This is a genomic window from Arthrobacter sp. NPDC058130 (assembly GCF_042884475.1).
In the GTDB taxonomy this organism is placed as follows: domain Bacteria; phylum Actinomycetota; class Actinomycetes; order Actinomycetales; family Micrococcaceae; genus Arthrobacter.
The window spans coordinates 424,129-441,467 of sequence record NZ_JBHVTV010000002.1 but is presented as its reverse complement, the minus strand read 5'-3'; the positions used below and the strand labels follow the sequence as shown (position 1 = coordinate 441,467).

At 65.4% G+C, this 17,339-nt stretch carries 15 protein-coding genes; 5 read left to right on the top strand and 10 right to left on the bottom strand.

Annotated features, from left to right (window positions below; genetic code table 11):
- The first annotated feature begins 72 nt into the window (after positions 1–72).
- The 3 genes from ACFVTM_RS06140 to ACFVTM_RS06130 are packed head-to-tail and all read left to right on the top strand — an operon-like array spanning position 73 to position 3,498.
- Complete coding sequence (locus ACFVTM_RS06140) at positions 73–1,035, top strand: carbohydrate ABC transporter permease (RefSeq protein ID WP_390202498.1); 963 nt, start codon at positions 73–75, stop codon at positions 1,033–1,035.
- Between the two features lies 1 nt (position 1,036).
- On the top strand, positions 1,037–1,915 hold the full coding sequence (locus ACFVTM_RS06135; protein WP_390202497.1) for a carbohydrate ABC transporter permease: 879 nt from the start codon (positions 1,037–1,039) through the stop codon (positions 1,913–1,915).
- Positions 1,916–1,974: 59 nt separating this feature from the next.
- A complete protein-coding gene (locus tag ACFVTM_RS06130) occupies positions 1,975–3,498 on the top strand; it encodes a glycoside hydrolase family 32 protein (RefSeq protein ID WP_390202495.1) in 1,524 nt (507 codons plus the stop codon).
- A gap of 91 nt (positions 3,499–3,589) precedes the next feature.
- Here ACFVTM_RS06130 and ACFVTM_RS06125 read toward each other — a convergent pair whose 3' ends face one another.
- The 8 genes from ACFVTM_RS06125 to ACFVTM_RS06090 all read right to left on the bottom strand — a co-directional run bounded on the left by ACFVTM_RS06125 (position 3,590) and on the right by ACFVTM_RS06090 (position 10,105).
- Positions 3,590–4,528, bottom strand: a complete 939-nt coding sequence (locus ACFVTM_RS06125) for a C2 family cysteine protease (RefSeq protein WP_390202493.1) — start codon at positions 4,526–4,528, stop codon at positions 3,590–3,592.
- A 300-nt stretch (positions 4,529–4,828) separates the two neighbouring features.
- Entirely contained in the window at positions 4,829–5,281 is a 453-nt protein-coding gene (locus ACFVTM_RS06120; RefSeq protein ID WP_390202491.1) for a group II truncated hemoglobin, read from the bottom strand.
- Between the two features lie 99 nt (positions 5,282–5,380).
- Positions 5,381–5,992 carry a glyoxalase gene (locus ACFVTM_RS06115; RefSeq protein ID WP_390202490.1) on the bottom strand — a complete coding sequence of 204 codons (612 nt, stop codon included), beginning with the start codon at positions 5,990–5,992 and terminating at the stop codon, positions 5,381–5,383.
- A 475-nt stretch (positions 5,993–6,467) separates the two neighbouring features.
- On the bottom strand, positions 6,468–6,788 hold the full coding sequence (locus tag ACFVTM_RS06110) for a hypothetical protein (RefSeq protein ID WP_390202489.1): 321 nt from the start codon (positions 6,786–6,788) through the stop codon (positions 6,468–6,470).
- Positions 6,789–6,857: 69 nt separating this feature from the next.
- On the bottom strand, positions 6,858–7,178 hold the full coding sequence (locus tag ACFVTM_RS06105) for a hypothetical protein (RefSeq protein WP_390202488.1): 321 nt from the start codon (positions 7,176–7,178) through the stop codon (positions 6,858–6,860).
- A 42-nt stretch (positions 7,179–7,220) separates the two neighbouring features.
- Positions 7,221–8,519, bottom strand: coding sequence for a Y-family DNA polymerase (locus ACFVTM_RS06100; RefSeq protein ID WP_390202487.1), 1,299 nt, complete (start codon positions 8,517–8,519; stop codon positions 7,221–7,223).
- Positions 8,520–8,543: 24 nt separating this feature from the next.
- Positions 8,544–8,975 carry a LexA family protein gene (locus ACFVTM_RS06095; protein WP_390202486.1) on the bottom strand — a complete coding sequence of 144 codons (432 nt, stop codon included), beginning with the start codon at positions 8,973–8,975 and terminating at the stop codon, positions 8,544–8,546.
- Between the two features lie 539 nt (positions 8,976–9,514).
- Complete coding sequence (locus tag ACFVTM_RS06090; protein ID WP_390202485.1) at positions 9,515–10,105, bottom strand: dihydrofolate reductase family protein; 591 nt, start codon at positions 10,103–10,105, stop codon at positions 9,515–9,517.
- A 195-nt stretch (positions 10,106–10,300) separates the two neighbouring features.
- Here ACFVTM_RS06090 and ACFVTM_RS06085 point away from each other — a divergent pair, with 195 nt between their 5' ends.
- Positions 10,301–11,815 carry an FAD-dependent monooxygenase gene (locus tag ACFVTM_RS06085; RefSeq protein ID WP_390202484.1) on the top strand — a complete coding sequence of 505 codons (1,515 nt, stop codon included), beginning with the start codon at positions 10,301–10,303 and terminating at the stop codon, positions 11,813–11,815.
- Here ACFVTM_RS06085 and ACFVTM_RS06080 read toward each other — a convergent pair.
- Positions 11,781–12,446 (bottom strand): dihydrofolate reductase family protein, encoded by a 666-nt coding sequence (locus ACFVTM_RS06080; protein ID WP_390202483.1) that lies wholly within the window; start codon positions 12,444–12,446, stop codon positions 11,781–11,783. The genes ACFVTM_RS06085 and ACFVTM_RS06080 overlap by 35 nt on opposite strands.
- Before the next feature lie 1,343 nt (positions 12,447–13,789).
- Here ACFVTM_RS06080 and ACFVTM_RS06075 point away from each other — a divergent pair.
- The gene (locus tag ACFVTM_RS06075; protein ID WP_390202482.1) at positions 13,790–14,887 is read left to right on the top strand and encodes an AAA family ATPase; all 1,098 of its coding nucleotides are present in this window, start codon (positions 13,790–13,792) and stop codon (positions 14,885–14,887) included.
- Positions 14,888–14,925: 38 nt separating this feature from the next.
- On the opposite strand, the gene ACFVTM_RS06070 is transcribed toward ACFVTM_RS06075, so the two are convergent.
- Positions 14,926–17,319, bottom strand: a complete 2,394-nt coding sequence (locus ACFVTM_RS06070; protein WP_390202481.1) for an ATP-binding cassette domain-containing protein — start codon at positions 17,317–17,319, stop codon at positions 14,926–14,928.
- Positions 17,320–17,339 lie beyond the last annotated feature (20 nt).

Genomic DNA, 17,339 nt, shown 5'->3' with positions numbered 1-17,339 from the left:
GCGGAGGACGACGACGGCGGCCGAGTTCCGCCGTCGTCGTCCCCCCGGTGCTGCAGGTCAACGGAGAATCCCATGACAACCAGCCCACTTCCCACCCGTACCCGCCCCGCCGCCGCACCGGCGCCACGGCCGCTGGCGGCCCCGCCGCGCCGCCGCCGGGCAGGCTTCCTGCGCGAACAGATCAGCGGCTGGGGCATGATCGCCCCCGCAGCGGTACTGTTGCTGCTCTTTGTGTTCCTGCCGGCCATCCTGGGCTTCGGCCTGGCCTTCACCAACGCCCGGCTGATCTCGCCCCGCCCGGTGGAGTTCGTCGGCACGGACAACTTTGCCCGGCTGTTCGCGGATCCCACCTTCTGGCGGTCACTCCTGAACGTCACCTACTTCGCCGTGGTGGTGGTCCCGGTGCAGTCGGCCCTGGCCCTGGCCATGGCGCTGCTGATCAACAAAAAATTCCGCGGCGTGAACTTCTTCCGCACCATCTACTTCCTGCCCGTGGTCACGTCCATGGTGGTGGTCTCCCTGCTGTGGCTGTTCATGTACCGCAAGGAAGGCCTGATCAACGAGCTGCTGTCCACCTTCAGCTTCGGCCTCATCCAGGGCGCCGATTGGCTCAACGACCCCGCCACGGCCATGCCTGCCATCATCGCCCTGTCCATCTGGCAGGCGGCCGGATTCCACATGATCATCTGGCTCGCCGGGCTGCAGAGCATCTCCGGTGAACTGTATGAGGCGGCCCAGCTGGACGGCGCCAGCCGCTGGCACCAGTTCCGGTACGTCACCTGGCCGGGCCTGAAACACACCCGCAGCCTGGTCCTGGTGACCATCACCATCCAGGCCCTCGGCCTGTTCGACCAGGTCAGTGTCATGACCCAGGGCGGCCCGCTGGACTCCACCACCACCATCATCTACGAGGCCGTCCGCTCCGGCTTCAAACAGCAGGAAACCTCCTACGCCTCCGCGATCTCGCTGGTTTTCTTCGTCCTCGTGTTGCTCATTTCAGCTGTGCAGCGCTATCTGACCCGAGAGAAGGACTGACGTGAAAAATTCACTTCGACTCAACAGTGCGGCAACCATGCTGGTGCGGGTCCTGTTCGCCGCTGTCGCCGCCTTCCCGATCGTCTTCATGCTGGTGTCGTCGCTCAAGCCGGACACCCAGATCTTCGGGGACATGTCCTCCGTGGCCGCGTTCCTGCCCGTGGGCAACATCTCCTTCGACAACTACGCGGCCGTGTTCGACCGGGTCCCGGCCGCCCGGTTCCTGGTCAACTCCATCGGGATCTCCGCCGTCACGGTGATCCTGGGCATCTTCATCAACAGCCTCTGCGCGTTCGCGCTGTCCCGCATGGAAGTGCGCGGCAAGCGGGTGGTGTTCACGGTTATCCTGGCCACGCTGATCGTGCCGTTCCAGACCCTGGCCCTGCCCCTGGTCTGGTGGGTCAACCAGTTGCCCTATTTCGAACTCAACGGCTTCAGCCTGGAAATCTCGAAGGGCTGGCTGGACACCTACCAGGTCCAGATCATTCCGTTCATCGCCAATGCGTTCTCCATCTACCTCTACCACCAGTACTTCGAATCCATCCCCAAGGAACTGGACGAAGCCGCCCGGATCGACGGTGCCGGCTGGTTCAAGATCTACCGCCAGGTCGTCATGCCACTCGCCGGTCCCGCCACCGCCACGGTCGCGATCCTGACATTCCTGCCGGCCTGGAACTCCTACCTGTGGCCGCTCATGGTGGTCCAGTCCGAGGAACTCCGCCCGGTCATGATCGGCATCCAGTACTTCTTCCAGCTCAACGTCTCCTGGGGCGAAGTGATGGCCTACGCGTCGCTCATCACAGTTCCCGTGGTGGTCCTCTTCATCGCGTTCCAGCGCTCCTTCATCAACAGCATCGCGTCCAGCGGCGTCAAGGGCTAACCACCCGCCGCTCCGGCCCCACCGCTCCGGCACACACCGTGAAAGCAGACAGCACACCCATGACAACCTCCACCGCGCTCGGCTGCCAGTACCGGCCGCAGCACCACTACACCGCGGACCGCAACTGGCTGAACGACCCCAACGGGCTGCTCTACGCCAACGGCACCTACCACCTCTTCTACCAGCACAACCCGTTCGGGAACGGGTGGGGCAACATGTCCTGGGGGCATGCCACCTCCCCGGACCTGCTGCACTGGGCCGAACAGCCCGTGGCCATCGCGTGCGATGAACACGAAGCCATCTTCTCCGGTTCGGCCGTGCTGGACACGGATAACACGAGCGGATTCGGCACGCCGGACAACCCCCCGCTCGTGGCCATCTACACCAGCGCCTATTCGCTCGCATCCCCGCTGGGCGGCCGGCAGGCGCAGTCCCTCGCCTACAGCACGGACGACGGCGCCACCTGGACAAAACACGCCGGGAACCCCGTGCTGGACCGCGGTTCCGCAGACTTCCGCGACCCCAAGGTCTTCTGGTACGACGGCGCGGCCGGCAGCTACTGGGTGATGGTGGCCGTCGAAGCGATGGACCGGGAAGTAGTCCTCTACAAGTCCGCCGACCTCAAAGCCTGGGAGTACCTGAGCACCTTCGGCCCGGCGAACGCCACCGGGGGAGTGTGGGAATGCCCGGACCTGTTTGAGCTTCCGGTGGACGGCCATGCTGGAAACACCAAGTGGGTGCTGGTGGTGAACCTGAATCCTGGCGGAATCGCCGGCGGTTCCGCCGGCCAGTACTTCCTTGGAACGTTCGACGGCGTCGCGTTCGTTTCGGAGACCACGGTCACCGAGGGCCTCCAGCCCGATGACAGCCGCATGGCCGAGTACGGCTGGCTGGACTGGGGACGGGACTACTATGCGGCCGTCTCCTTCAGCAACGCCCCGGACGGGCGCCGGCTCATGGTCGGCTGGATGAACAACTGGCAGTACGGCGCCCTCACACCCACCAACGGCTGGCGCGGCGCCATGTCCCTGGTGCGGGAAGTCAGGCTGGCCACCCGCAGCGGCCGCGTGGTGCTGATTCAGGCGGCCCTGGACCCCCTGGAAAACGTCGAGGCCACTGAAAACGCCGGGGCCGCCGCCTACGCCGAGGCCGGCCGGCCCCTTGATGCCGGGACGCGCTGGCTCCCACCAGAAGCCTCCGGGGCGGTGCTCCGGATCGACGCCGAAATCGAGCCCGGCGCCGCCGGAGAAGTTGGCCTGTTGCTCCGGGCAGGTGGCGGCGAACGGACCGTTCTTGCCTACAACTGCAGCACCGGCGTGCTCAGGCTGGACCGGACCGCTTCCGGCAACACGGGCTTCCACGAATCGTTCGCCTCGGTGGAAAGCGTGCCCGTGCCGCTGGAGGACGGCCGGCTGCGGCTGCGGATCTTCCTGGACCGCTGCTCGGTGGAGGTCTTCGCGCAGGACGGCCTCGCGACCATCACGGACCAGGTGTTCCCCGCGGAATCCAGTTCACAGGTAGGGCTGTTCGCGGACCGCGACGGCGGCAGGCTGGTGAGCCTGGACATCGTCGGCGGTGCCTGAGTGGCGGGAGCCCTGCGCGGCTGCGCAGGCTGGGGACAAAGGCCCGGCCTGGCGGTCGTTCCGGCCGTTTAGCACCGCCGTCGTTCAGCAGTCAGGCTTTGGGATAGGTCGGGATCGCGATGTACTGGTTGATGTTCGTGGACTGGAAGGCCTCGAACGACAGCGTCTCCTGGCCGCCCTCCGGGTCTCCCACCACCACGGTCTGGTCGGAGGAATTCACGCCCAGCAAAGCGTAGGAATGGTCGGACACGAGCTTGCCGTCGTCGTTGGAGGTCCCGAGCGTTATGAGGCCGTTCGTGAAATCCTGCTCGATCTGCGCAAAGCTCACTCCTGTCATGGGGCCGCCGGGATTGCGGTCGACGCCCTCTTTGCCGGTGATGGCGTAGAGGGCATTGTGCACATCGTGATCCTGGGCGTTGCTGAGGTCGGTTCCATCGATGCCGTCATAGTGGTTGCCGTTGGCGGCCGCCCACCCTTTCTCGATGATTGCGGCCCACGAGACGTTCTTGCCGTCGATGTTCTCGATGCCGTTCTCGAAAGGAGTGCCGCGGCGGAACGGAAGGTCCCCGTTGACCGTCACCGTCACCGGATTGGGTACGCCGTCGTACCTGCTGTGGAACGAAATGGTGTAGGTGCCGTCGCCATTGTCGCGGACCATATTCAAAATGGTTTCGGGCGATTGCGCGGCAACTGTCATTAGCGCTGCCAGGAAATAGCAATCGCCGGCGTCGCCCTGCTTGATATTCGTCAGGTTCCCGGAGATATTCGGTTTGCCGGCACTGTCGAGCGCGTACAGGACCTGATTGGGGATCTTCTGGTACGTCGCGCGCCCAGACACTGCAGGATTACTCACCGAAACCCCAGACCCTCCCGGAGCCGATGTTGTGCCGGGAGTCGACGTCGCGCCCGGAGGCGGCGTAACGGATGACCGGGAAATGAAAATAAGGGCAATTACCAGAATTACCACGGCAATAATCGAGGAAATGACGATGGCGCGAATCTTGGCCTGGCTGGATGCTGCACCGTTCATGGTACGTGCCTCCGGTTCTGCGGGCTCCTGCCCAGCGGCGGTTTCGCGACGGCAAGGTCCCACGGCACCCTCGCAGTCGGACCCCTGTGAAGATCAATTCTTCAGATGTTCAACAGCTTGCCGCAGGCAACCAGACTCGCGCAAGGAACGGCGGATGATTCACAGCCGAAACACTGGAAAGTCACAGCAAGATCCGGCTAACTCTCGAGGGGCCCGGCGCGGCGAAGCCAGGAGTCGGTGTCCGGTCCGGGGCCTTGCGGGCCTTGCACAGCCTCATGTGCGTTCAGATGTCGCCGGGCCTCAGCCGCTGACGGGCCCGTCCCAGGACCATTGCCGGATGGCAAGACCGTCTGGAACATCGTCCGCGGAGCGGTGGTAGCGGGACATCGTGGTGGTGGTCGCCCAGGAAAAGTAGTCGTGCAGCGCCCTGCTGAGCGGGCTGTCGTCGCTGAGTCCGACGTCTGTCAATGCTTGATCGAAGCAGGCGATCGCCCTGCGGTCCATGTCCTCGTGCGGGCCGTTGCCGCTGTGCATCCGCACCACTGATGTCTCGTCGCCATAGGAGTCCGAATAGGTCGTCGGGCCGCCCAGCGCCTCCGCCCAATAGGCGGCCAGTCGCCGTGTGTGCTCGGGATGGAACCCATGGCTGAAGGCGTGCCCCACCACCTCGTCCGCCAGTACCCTGGCATGCCATGCCTCGGCCAGTGAAAGGAAAAAGCCGGCACCGCCGGCAGCCTCATACACCGTCTGCATGCTGCAACGATTGCACGAGGCACCCGTGCGCGGAAGGGACGCACCGAAAGCCGGTAGCAGATCGGGACGCGGGATAACGACGTCGACGCCGTCACCCGCTCACGCTGTGGCGCCCTCCCAGGCGAACCCGTCCGGGTCGGTGAACGGGCCGGCGTCGCTGCCGATGGCAAGTCGGTGCGAGCCGGTGCCGTCGGGGGAGACGCCGGCGTCCTTGGCGAGGGCGCGGCGCCCGTAGAGCCCCAGTTTGATGGGACTGGACGGCATGGCGAACTCGACGTACTTGCCGAAGCTCTTCCCGACGGCGAGGCCGTGCTCGACGTAAAACCGTTTGCTCGCGGCTACGTCGGCGGCCCCCATCAGGAGCACGATCTGGTCGACCTGCCGGGTGGCCGGGCCGGTGTCCTTCTTCGCCGACGTCGCGACCTTCCAGATCGCGCCGTCCGGAGCCTGAACGACGCCGCCGGTGCCCCACAACGACTTCTGGACCGGCTTAAGCGTCGTGGCGCCAGCCCCCACGGCAGAGTCGACCAGGCTGCTGACGGTGGACGGCTGCGACACGATGAGCGAAAGGGTGAACGAGCGGAACCCGGTGCTCGGGGCATCGGAGGCTCGCACGCGCACGTGCGTGCCCAATCCGAAGGCGGCAGCGTAGAAAGCCGTGGCGGCCGCGACGTCATCTACTTCGAGGGTGACTGATTCGATGGAGGTCATGACAGGTCCTTCGGTGAGGGGACTGGTTGTGCTGTTGACATTATGCCGCGGCCTGGCTGATCGCTTCTTCAATCCTGATCAGTCCGCATCTGCGCACCTTCCACAAGGACCACCATGAGTCTGCGCCCGGACCTGCGGATCGACGGCCGAGGGCAAAGAGCAGGACCCCCGCCTGGACCTCTACGGGTTCAGGCGGGGGTCCTGCTGCGATATTGTCGCCTCGGCGACATTGGCCCGCCCCCGATAGTGGTTGCCCCGGGCCACTTATATGGCACTACGATAGGCATGTTTGTCGCGACCCGCAACGATTTGCGTGTACCGAATCCTCGGAGCAGCCCCTCCAGGCCGGCCCGCGCCTGGACGCGGAACCGGCCGTCGGAGAGCCGGCAAGAGGCGTGTGCCGGGGCCCGCGTTCGCTGGCGAGTCTCCTCCCAAGGCCACCTTAAGCGTTGATAAGCATGCTTTGCAATCGTCATCACACCCTCCATCGGCTGGATTCCAGCGCGCGAAGTAGGGGAGCGGGACTCCCTTTCAGGAGGTCAACTGGGCGGGATCCGGCAAGTTCGCCGGACGCAGTGACCATCCAGACCGTGAAGTAGTTGTGCGGGATCTCCAGCTCCAGCGCACGTTGAAAGAGCTCCAGGACCTGCGGGCGGAGTTGCCCGCCGGGGAGGAACTGGAATCCCGGGCAGAATGTGCCGTCGTCGATGAAGACGCGGACGAGTTGCCGCATGACGGGTTCGGGGTCTTCCATGAGCTCGGAGAGCCGGCGGTGCACGTGCGCGAGGGCCGGCATGGTGAATTCTGTCCGGATCCTTTCCCACGTCTGGTCGCTGATGGGTTGGCGGTTAAGCTGCACGGTTGCCTAGCCGCCGTCGCTGATGTTTTCCAGTCCCCACTGGTTGGAGAGCGGCTCGCGCCGGAGGGTGAAGGTCCGGAGTGCAGAGGTTGACCCGAGGCGGGCCTGGACCCGCCAGGATTCGATGGTGTCCAGCTCGCCGCCGCGCACCGATGCCGCACGTCTGGTGGTTCTGCAGGCATCCGCTCCGGGCTGATGCTGGGACTCCGTGTCGGGATCGACCAGCCAGATTTGTCCGTTGTGGCGGATGGCGAGGGGTTTGCCTGTCGGGTCGGTGCGGACCTGGACGTTTTGGGTCATTGCTGGGGCGTCCGTGCTGATGCTCATGGGGGTTGTCCTTCGTGGTGCGGCGGTGCGGGTGTGTTTAGTTCAGGCGGCTTTGACGAGGGGGAGTTCGTCCCAGTGGGTGGTGTACCGGGGGGAGAGCATGTCCCTTTTCATGCTCCAGTCCGGTCCTCCGCGGATTCCGCCGTGGCCCAAGCCGATGGAACCGCGGCCGTAGCGCCGGGTCACGTCCTCAAGGAGGGTTCCGACGCGGCGTTCCTCGTGCGGGTTTTCGAACAGGGCCAGCGGTGACTGGTTGCCGGTGGGCCGCAGGTCGGTGACCATGATCCCGGCCCTGGCGTACCTGATGCCCTCGCAGATACGGGGCAGGAGCGCGTGGGCGGCCCGGGTGAGCAGGACAGGATCAGCGGTGGGCATCGGCAGCGGCACGCACACCGAGGGGTAGGAGATGTCCTTGGGGTTGAAGTGTGACGTGCCGGCGAAGGCGGTGAGGAGTTTCGCCTGGAGGCCGTGTTTGGCCAGCCGCGTCGAAGCCTGCTGGCCGTAGACGCTCAGGACCTGCCGCATGCCGGCCGCGGTGGTGATGGGGGTGGCGAAGGAGCGGGAGAAGATGAGCTGGTCCCGGCCGATCCGCTCCTCCTCCATCGGAATGCAGGCGGTGCCCTGCAGTTCCAGGACGGTGCGCATCATGACCACGGAGAAGCGGTCCCGGATCATGACGGGATCGGCGCGGGACAGGTCCAGGACGGAATGGATGCCGAGGCCATTGAGCCGTTTGGTCAGCCGGGTGGCGACTCCCCAGATCTCGATCACGGGCAGGCGCTGCATCAGGGAGTCCCGGACGGCGGCGGGCATGGAGTCCCAGTGGCAGACGCCGTCGAAAACCGGGTTGTGCTTGGCCCATTTGTTGGCCAGTTTCGCCAGCGTCTTGGTTCCGGCGATCCCCACGCAGACCGGCACACCGACGTTGCGGCGCACGGCGGCCTTCATGATCCGGCCCAGGGCCAGCAGATCCTCCGCGGAGCCTTTGACGCCGAGGAAGGCCTCGTCAATGCTGCAGACCTCCAGCCACGCCGAGTACCTGCCGAGCAGTTCCATCACCCGTGCGCTGATGTCGCCGTAGAGTTCGTAATTGCTGGAGAGGGCAACAAGTCCCCACTCCTTGGCCCGCGGGGCGATTTTGAACCAAGGTTCACCCAGCGGGATACCGAGGGCTTTGGCTTCCGGGGACCGGGTGACGGCACAGCCGTCGTTGTTGGACAGGACGACGACGGGCCGGCCTTCCAGGGACGGGTCGAATGCACGTTCGGCCGAGGCGTAGAAGCAGTTCACGTCCACGTGCGCGATCTGCGGCATCTGCCGCATCGTGGCGGGCTTAGACATTGTTTTCCTCAGGCATTGCGGGTCTCAGACATGGTGCAGGCACCTGGTCGCGACGCCCCAGATCACCAGGTCCGCGACCGACGGGACCCGGATGTCCGGGTACGCCGGATTCTCCGCCTGCAGCACGACGCCGGCGGCCGTGACCCGCAGCCGCTTGATGGTGAGCTCGCCGTCCAGGACTGCGACGACGACGGACCCGTCTTTGGGTTCCAGGGCACGGTTGACGATCAGTTCATCGCCGTCGCTGATCCCGGCACCTTCCATCGAGTCCCCGGATACCCTTACGACGTAGGTGCTGGTGATGTCCTTGATGAGGTGCTCGTTCAGGTCGATCCGGCCATCAAAGTAGTCCTGCGCGGGCGACGGATACCCGGCAGCGACGGGGACCGGGGAGATCAGCACCGACAGCAACGACATGCCCGCGTCTATCACGCGGGGACCGACAAAAACGCCCACAACACACCTTTATTCGAATATATGTTCGATTAATCCAGTGTAGCCGCAGGGGCGGACAAAAGACTCTTTCCCACCCCGTTGCATGTGATACCCGTTCGCGGATGCAAAGTAGGGGAGGGCGCCGACAAAGAACACCCGACGGACCCCGGGTACTTGGACCCGCGGATATTCCTGGAGAACGCTTGCCTCAAGCCCCAGGAGATGCCGGCGTGCAGGTGTGCCAGACGGTCTAATACCGCGTCATGCGGCGAAAGCGCCCGGGGTGGGTGTGCGCGGGGTAGGCGTGCTGCTCGAACTGGCAACTAGCCGGCCCGTGGTACGGCGATCGCCTGGAGCCCGAGTTCCAGCCGCACAGCCGCGAGCGCAACCAAGGGCTCCTGGATGACTGCGGCCTCACGGGCCCGTTCTGGCATCTGCCCTGAGCGGGACGAGGGGATACCCCGATCACCGCCCCTCTTGGTGGGCCGCGGCTAACTGTTGACGGCGCCTCGGGCAACCCAACGTCCGGTCAGTGCCCTCCGGGGGTTGAGCTCAGCATTTCAACGGATGATCCGATAGCGCACGTGGGTGACGAGGCTGGTACCGCTCACTTCCGTCGGCTCAAGCTTGAGGTTCTCGACGCCGTCGAGCAGCCGCTCGCCCGCTCCCAGGACCATCGGCGCGATGTGGAGCCGCAGCTCGTCGATCAGCCCCGCCGAAAGGTATTGGCGAACGGTATCCGCCCCTCCTGCAATGGCCACGTCCTTGCTGCCAGCGGCCTTCCGCGCCTGGGCCAGCGCAGATTCGATGCCATCAGCCACGAAGTTGAACGTGGTGCCGCCCTGCATCTCCAGGGGCTCACGTTGTTGATGGGTGAGGACGAATACGGGCGCGTGATAGGGCGGCTCTTCGCCCCACCATCCCCGCCATTGTTCATCCCACGTCCCGGGGCCTGCGAACATGTTCCGTCCCATGATGTAGGCGCCGGCCGCCAGGATGCCTTCACGCGCAGCAGCGTTGGCCTCGGGTTCTTCGAACTGCCATCGGTGCAGGCGCTCGCCGCCCTTGCCCAGGGGCTCCGCCAGGCTTTGGTTCGGGCCGGCAACGAATCCGTCAAGGGAGATGGTCAGATCGCAGGTGACTTGGCTCATGCGCCCATCATGCCACCACCGTGAGGTTTGAGTTCGTCTGGGCGGCCCGGAGTTGTCGCCCTCTTGACCAGCAGAGCGAGGTTAGGCCAGTAGTGCTTCCATTTCCAATCTATCCTCCGCCCCGGGGCTTGTGGCAAGGCCCGGGTGGTGCCGGATAATCACCGCAGGCCAGAACCTAGGGACGGGAGAAGCGAAATGACCGAACATGCGGTGGTGATCGTCGGGGGAGGCCCGACAGGGCTGATGTTGGCGGGCGAGCTGGCGCTCGCGGGCGTCGACGTCGCCATTGTCGAGCGGCGCCCCGACCAGGACCTCCCTGGTGCGCGCGCCGGCGGTCTGCACTCCCGCACCATCGAGGTCCTCGATCAGCGCGGAATCGCCGATCGCTTCCTCTCAGAGGGACAGGTGGCCCAGGTCGCAGGGTTCGCGTCCAACCGTTTGGACATCAGCGACTTTCCCACCCGGCACCCCTACGGGCTCGGGCTGTGGCAGAGGCACATCGAGCGCATACTGGCCGGCTGGGTCGAGGAACTGGCCGTTACCGTCTACCGCGGACGCGAAGTCGCCGGTATCGCGCAGGACGACGCCGGCGTCGACGTCGAACTGTCCGACGGCAAATCGCTGCGGGCGGAATACGTCGCCGGGTGCGACGGCGGCCGCAGCCTGGTCCGCAAGGCATCCGGCATCGAATTCCCGGGGTGGGACCCGACCACCAGCAGCCTGATCGCCGAGGTCGAAATGGCCGAGGAACCAGAATTGGGCATCCACCGCAATGCCTTTGGCATTCATTCCTTCGGCAGGCTGGAGTACGAGATCCGCGACGGCCAGGTGATCTACAAGGAAGGCGGCCCGGTGGGGGTCATGGTGACCGAAGAGCACGTCGGGCCCGCGACACAACCCACCCTGCACGACCTCAGCGAGGCCCTCATCGCCGTCTGCGGGACTGATTACGGGGTCCACAGCCCCACCTGGATTTCCAGGTTCACGGACATGACCCGGCAGGCGGCGGCCTACCGCGACCGGCGCGTGCTCCTGGCCGGCGACGCCGCGCACGTACACTCCCCGGACGGCGGGCAGGGCCTCAACATCGGCGTGCAGGACGCGGTGAACCTGGGCTGGAAGCTGGCCCAGGTGGTCAACGGGACAGCCCCGGACAGCCTCCTGGACACCTACCACGCAGAGCGTCACCCGGTGGCTGCCCGCGTGCTGCGCAACACGATGGCTCAGACAGCGCTTCGCCGCGCGGATGACCGCATCAAGGCCGTGGGCGAGGTCATTGCCGAGCTCCTCGGGATGGAGGAGCCGCGCAAGCGCTTCGCCGGGATGCAGTCCGGTCTGGATGTCCATTACGACGTCGGCCATGACGACGCCGGCGAAGGTCACCCGCTGCTGGGGCGCCGCATCCCCGATCTCGACCTGATCACCCCGGACGGCCCGCTGCGGCTCTTCACCCTGCTGCACGATGCACGGCCCATACTTCTCAACCTGGGTGAGCCGGGCGGCTTCGACGCCCTTCCGCGGCCGGTTCGGGTCAAGCTGATCGACGCCAAATACGTGGGCACCTGGGAGCTCCCGGTGCTCGGGGAGGTTCCCGCTCCCACCGGTGTGCTGATCCGGCCCGACGGCTATGTGGCCTGGGTGGGGGAGCAAACCCAGGTGGGGCTCGCTGACTCGCTCACCTCCTGGTTCGGACCGTCGGCCGCGGGGTAGCACCTCGAGGGTGCCGTTGGCCCCGGCTGATGTCGATTCCCGTGATCGGCTCGCCCACGCGCTCGTATACAAGCGAGATGGCGCCCTTGGGGAACGCCTGCGGCGGCTGCGCGAATCGGAACGCCGCGGGCATCCCGGTGCCATCCGGGAACAACCGCTTGCCCGATCCGAAGGTGAGCGGGTAGAGGAAGAGGTTCAGCCGGTCGACGAGGTCGGCGTCGAGGAGCGACCGTGCGAGGTCGCCGCTGCCGATGACGTGAATGTCGCTGAACCGGTCTTTCAGCGCGGCCACCTCTGCGACATCCGACAGCGCAGTGGTGCCTTCCCAGGACGGGTCGGTCAGGGAGCGCGACACGACGAACTTGGGCAGGGCGTTGAACGTCACCGCGATCGGATCGTTGTCGCCCCGGGTGGGCCAGAACGCCGCGAAGATGTCGTAAGTCTTGCGTCCGAGGAGCAGTGCATCCATGCGGTTGATGCCGGCGACGATCGCCTCGCCCGTCTCGTCGTCGGAATACGCCGCCTGCCACCCGCCGAACTTGAAGCCGCCCTCAAGGTCCTCGTTGGGGCCACCGGGCGCCTGGTACACGCCATCGAGGGTGATGAACAGGTCGACGGACAGGATTCCCATGGTGTGCTCCTACGCGTGAACGACAGCCGGATGCCGCCCCTACCAGTGCGTTGATCGCATTGATCCGGAATCGGCGTCTCTGTGTGCCACACTCTAGCGTCGAGCGCATGGCAGGTCGAGATGAACAGGGCTGCGAGGCTTTGCCCCCCATGGATGGCGGACCGGGGGTGCCGTGCGGGCGGGGGAGAGGTCCGATGCTTCATCGCGATTGCTGACTCTGCAGAGTGCTGTGGCTGGCGACGTCGATGTCGTGGTCCCCGGCCACGGGTCCGCCGGCGGAGTTGACCTGGTGCGCGCAAGGATCGACCAAGCCCGGCTGGGAATGGGTGAGTGACGTGCACGCAGGGCAACTGCAACGCCTCGCCCAACGAAGCGAGCGCGACGAAAGGCCCGACTAGCGGTTGGGGGAGCGCCGTTGCTACTGGCACCTCTGCGGATCATGTTGGTGCGTATTCTGCTCCCCGGAGTGATCGAAACGTAGCCGGACGAGGACGCGCCTGATCTTCCGGTGCTGAAGAGCCGATCACCGGTCCGGTAGCCTGACAGCTTCCTTGGTTACCTTGGTCGCTACCCTCGAGTCGATGCAATAAATGAGTTGACCATGTTGAGGACGGGGCCGGCGGGAATTAGAGTCTGGCCGTGATTGCTGGCAGGTAGAGCATTGAATTGGGCGTTGGGCATCAGTTGGTGGGGCCGGCCCCTGATTCCTGGAAGGAAATCCGGACGCCGTCCCCGGCGTTGAATGCTTCACCCATGACTTGCTCCTTCTTGAGGGGGACCATTACCGTGATGCTCCAAATCGTTTACTTGACATAATGTTGATTATCGGCGTTCCATAATCAGCCGGAAGGGGCTGATTATGGACGCTGGAGATGTGCCATTTCGAATCGTGCCGTACCAGTGAGCCAGCGATCTCTCAGTCCCGTAATCAAGCCAGCAGCGCCAGTCGGACGCATCGACCTGCATTTCGTGCGTGCAGTTCCTAGAATCCATCGACATTGGCCGCGGTCATCTCAGCCGGCTGCACAAGAACATATCCGGCTGCCAATTGTCGCCAGCCGGGATCGCCGTCGTCAGACTCCACAATAAACGGCTCGAGGCGGCGCATATCCGGCTTGGATGCCTGCCCGGGCTACCTGTTGAGCGTTGCGCCGCCGGTGCGGCGCGTTCCGGAGAAGCATCGATGTGAATGGTCAGACCAGGCGCGCTCTGGCGCATTACTCCCCCGCGGCCTCGCGCCGGAACGTCCAAACGGAGCCAATACAAGCGGGATCACCGGTGGTAGGCTGGGCCAAGATTCACCAGATTCACCAGTTTCACCTACTTTCACCCCGGAGGCGTCGGTGCAGAACCCGTTTAAGCCCACTGCTGGAGCCACGCCGCCGGCCCTTATCGGGCGCGCCGGGCTCCTGGACGAATTCGAATACGGCCTGCGCCAGGGTTCGGGCGCTCCCGGGCTCCTCACCATCATCACCGGCTCCAGGGGCATCGGCAAGACCGTCATGCTGAGCGCTGCCGAGGCGATCGCCAGGAACCAGGGGTGGGCCGTGGTGTCCCGGACGGCCAATCCCGGTTTCCTGGCCAGAATTGGTGATGACATGCTCCGCCTCATCGACGAGTTCGGCGACGGCCCGCCCACACGGAAGATCACCGCCTTCTCCGCGGCGGGATTCGGGTTGACCACCCAGCTCCCCCAGGAGCGCGTACCCGACTGGCGCCGGACCGGCGAGGAACTGCTGCGGCTGCTGGATGAGAAGGGTACAGGCCTGGTCATCACCATTGACGAGATCCACGCCGTCGACCGGACTGAAATCTCGCAGCTGGCCGCCGACGTGCAGCACTTCATCCGCGACGGGCTGCCCATAGGCCTGGTCTTTGCCGGATTGCCGTCTGCCGTGTCCGATCTGCTCAACGAGGGCGTGGCCACCTTCCTGCGGCGGGCTGACAGGATCAATCTTCACGAGGCAGCAATCGCCGAGGTCACCGCGTCCTACCTGGAACTGTTCCGTGAAGGAGGCATAGAGGTTTCGCCGGGCCTGATGAGCGAGGCGGCGGAGGCAACTGAGGGCTACCCGTTCCTCATTCAGCTCGTTGGCTACTACCTGTGGATGGAGGCCGACAGGGCAGGCTGGACCTTGGGCGCGGACAGCGTCCGCACCGCCATCACAGCCGCGCAGCGGCGGAATACCCTGGTGGTCGTCGAGTCCGCCCTGTCAGACGTCTCCGAAAAGGACCGCGAGTTCCTCGATGCCATGGCGGAGCAGGACGGCCCCTCAACGGCAGCCCAGATCGGCCACATCATTGAGTCCAGGCCCAATCTGGTGTCCAAGTACCGCAACAGGCTCATTGCGGCCGGCCTGATCGAATCAGCCGGGTACGGCAAAGTGGACTTCGCCATACCCGGCCTTCGTCAGTACCTCCGCGCCCAGGCTCGGCCCTAAACCGTGTAGGGACGCGACCCGGCCGATCCCCCCGTTTGTCAGGCCCCGACGTAGGCCGCGAGGTGTTCGCCGGTGAGGGTGGATCGTTTCGCGACGAGCTCGGCGGGCGTGCCCTCGAAGACCAGCCGTCCGCCGTCGTGGCCGGCGCCGGGGCCGAGGTCGATGATCCAGTCGGCGTGGGCCATGACCGCCTGGTGGTGCTCGATGACGATGACGGACTTTCCGGACGCGACGAGCCGGTCAAGGAGGCCCAGCAGGTTCTGGACGTCGGCGAGGTGCAGGCCGGTGGTGGGCTCGTCGAGGACGTAGACGTCGCCCTTCTCGGCCATCTGGGTGGCCAGCTTGACGCGCTGCCGCTCGCCGCCGGAGAGCGTCGTGAGCGGCTGGCCGAGGGTGAGGTAGCCGAGCCCCACGTCCACGAGCCGGTCGAGGATCTTGTGGGCCGCCGGTGTACGGGCCTCCCCCTCGCTAAAGAACACCTCGGCCTCGGTCATGGACATTGCCAGCACTTCGGCGATGTTGCGGCCGCCCAGCTTGTATTCCAGGACCGGTGCCTGGAACCTGCGGCCCTCGCAGTCCTCGCAGACGGATTCCACGGTGGCCATGACACCCAGTTCGGTGAAGATGACGCCCGCGCCGTTGCAGGTGGGGCAGGCGCCTTCCGAGTTGGAGCTGAACAGTGCCGGCTTCACGCCGTTGGCCTTCGCGAACGCCTTGCGGATGGGCTCGAGGAGGCCTGTGTACGTCGCAGGATTACTGCGCCGTGAGCCCTTGATGGCGCCCTGGTCGATCACCACAACACCGTCGCGGCCGGCCACGGAGCCGTGGATCAGCGAGCTCTTGCCCGAACCCGCGACACCCGTGACCACGCACAGCACGCCGAGCGGAACGTCGACGTCGACAGCCTTGAGGTTGTGCGTCGAGGCACCGCGCACCTCGAGCTTGCCGGCCGGCGTACGCACCGATTCCTTCACCGCGGCCCGGTCATCGAGGTGGCGGCCGGTGATGGTGTCGCTCCCCCGCAGCCCCTCCACGCTTCCCTCGAAGCAGACGCGGCCACCCTCGGTGCCCGCGCCGGGCCCGAGGTCGATGATGTGGTCAGCGATGGCGATGGTCTCCGGCTTGTGCTCGACGACGAGGACGGTGTTGCCCTTGTCCCGCAGCTGCAGGAGCAGCTGGTTCATCCGCTCGATGTCGTGCGGGTGCAGTCCGATCGTCGGCTCGTCAAAGACGTAGGTGATGTCCGTAAGGGACGAGCCCAAGTGTCGGATCATCTTGGTTCGCTGCGCCTCTCCCCCGGACAGCGTGCCCGCCGGCCGGTCCAGGGAGAGGTAACCCAGCCCGATTTCGGCGAAGGAGTCCAGCAGGTGCTGCAGGCCCTTGAGGAGCGGCGCGACTGAAGGCTCATCGAGCTCGCGGACCCACGCGGCGAGGTCGCTGATCTGCATCTCGCACAGGTCGGCGATGTTCTTGCCCTGGATCTTCGAGGATCTGGCCTCCGGGCTGAGCCGCGTGCCGTCGCATTCGGGGCAGGACTGGAACGTGATGGCGCGTTCCACGAAGGCCCGGACGTGCGGCTGCATCGCCTCGACGTCCTTGGAGAGCATCGACTTCTGGATCTTGGGGATCAGCCCCTCGTAGGTGAGGTTGATGCCCTCGACCTTGATTTTGGTCGGTTCCTTGTAGAGGAGGTCGTCCAGTTCCTTTTTGGTGAACTTGTTGATCGGCTTGTCCATGTTGAAGCCGGCGCCGCTGAAGATGCGCCCGTACCAGCCGTCCATGCTGTAGCCCGGGATAGTGAGGGCGCCCCCGGCGAGCGATTTGCTGTCGTCATACAACGCAGTGAGGTCGAAGTCGGAGACCGAGCCCATGCCCTCGCATCGCGGACACATGCCGCCCAGATAGACCGCACCGTGCACCACGCTCTTCTCCACCCGGCCACCGGCCTTCTCGGTGCTCATCACGCCGCTCGCCTTCCGCGTCGGGACGTTGAAGGAGAACGCCGTGGGCGGTCCCACGTGCGGCGAGCCCAGCCGGCTGAAGAGGATCCGGAGCATGGCGTTGGCGTCCGTGGCAGTGCCCACCGTTGAACGGGGGTTCGCGCCCATCCGCTCCTGGTCGACGATGATGGCTGTCGTCAGCCCTTCGAGATGATCGACGTCGGGCCGGGCCAGGCTGGGCATGAATCCCTGCACAAAGGCGCTATACGTCTCGTTGATCATCCGCTGTGACTCGGCGGCGATGGTGGCGAACACGAGCGAGCTCTTGCCAGAACCGGAAACGCCCGTGAACACCGTCAGACGGCGCTTCGGGATCTCGACGCTGATGTCCTTGAGGTTGTTCTCTCGCGCGCCCTGCACACGGATCAGTTCATGGCTGTCCGCTGCGTGCAGCGCAGGCGACTGCGTGTCCGGGCTCGTGGCAATGCTCATCGTGTCTCCATCTGTTAAGC

Coding starts and splice junctions, on each gene's coding strand:
- ACFVTM_RS06130 (WP_390202495.1), top strand. CDS start 1,975: ATGACAACCTCCACCGCGCTCGGCTGCCAGTACCGGCCGCAGCACCAC.
- ACFVTM_RS06115 (WP_390202490.1), bottom strand. CDS start 5,992: ATGACCTCCATCGAATCAGTCACCCTCGAAGTAGATGACGTCGCGGCC.
- ACFVTM_RS06070 (WP_390202481.1), bottom strand. CDS start 17,319: ATGAGCATTGCCACGAGCCCGGACACGCAGTCGCCTGCGCTGCACGCA.
- ACFVTM_RS06110 (WP_390202489.1), bottom strand. CDS start 6,788: ATGCCGGCCCTCGCGCACGTGCACCGCCGGCTCTCCGAGCTCATGGAA.
- ACFVTM_RS06120 (WP_390202491.1), bottom strand. CDS start 5,281: ATGCAGACGGTGTATGAGGCTGCCGGCGGTGCCGGCTTTTTCCTTTCA.
- ACFVTM_RS06125 (WP_390202493.1), bottom strand. CDS start 4,528: ATGAACGGTGCAGCATCCAGCCAGGCCAAGATTCGCGCCATCGTCATT.
- ACFVTM_RS06085 (WP_390202484.1), top strand. CDS start 10,301: ATGACCGAACATGCGGTGGTGATCGTCGGGGGAGGCCCGACAGGGCTG.
- ACFVTM_RS06100 (WP_390202487.1), bottom strand. CDS start 8,519: ATGTCTAAGCCCGCCACGATGCGGCAGATGCCGCAGATCGCGCACGTG.
- ACFVTM_RS06140 (WP_390202498.1), top strand. CDS start 73: ATGACAACCAGCCCACTTCCCACCCGTACCCGCCCCGCCGCCGCACCG.
- ACFVTM_RS06090 (WP_390202485.1), bottom strand. CDS start 10,105: ATGAGCCAAGTCACCTGCGATCTGACCATCTCCCTTGACGGATTCGTT.
- ACFVTM_RS06105 (WP_390202488.1), bottom strand. CDS start 7,178: ATGAGCATCAGCACGGACGCCCCAGCAATGACCCAAAACGTCCAGGTC.
- ACFVTM_RS06080 (WP_390202483.1), bottom strand. CDS start 12,446: ATGGGAATCCTGTCCGTCGACCTGTTCATCACCCTCGATGGCGTGTAC.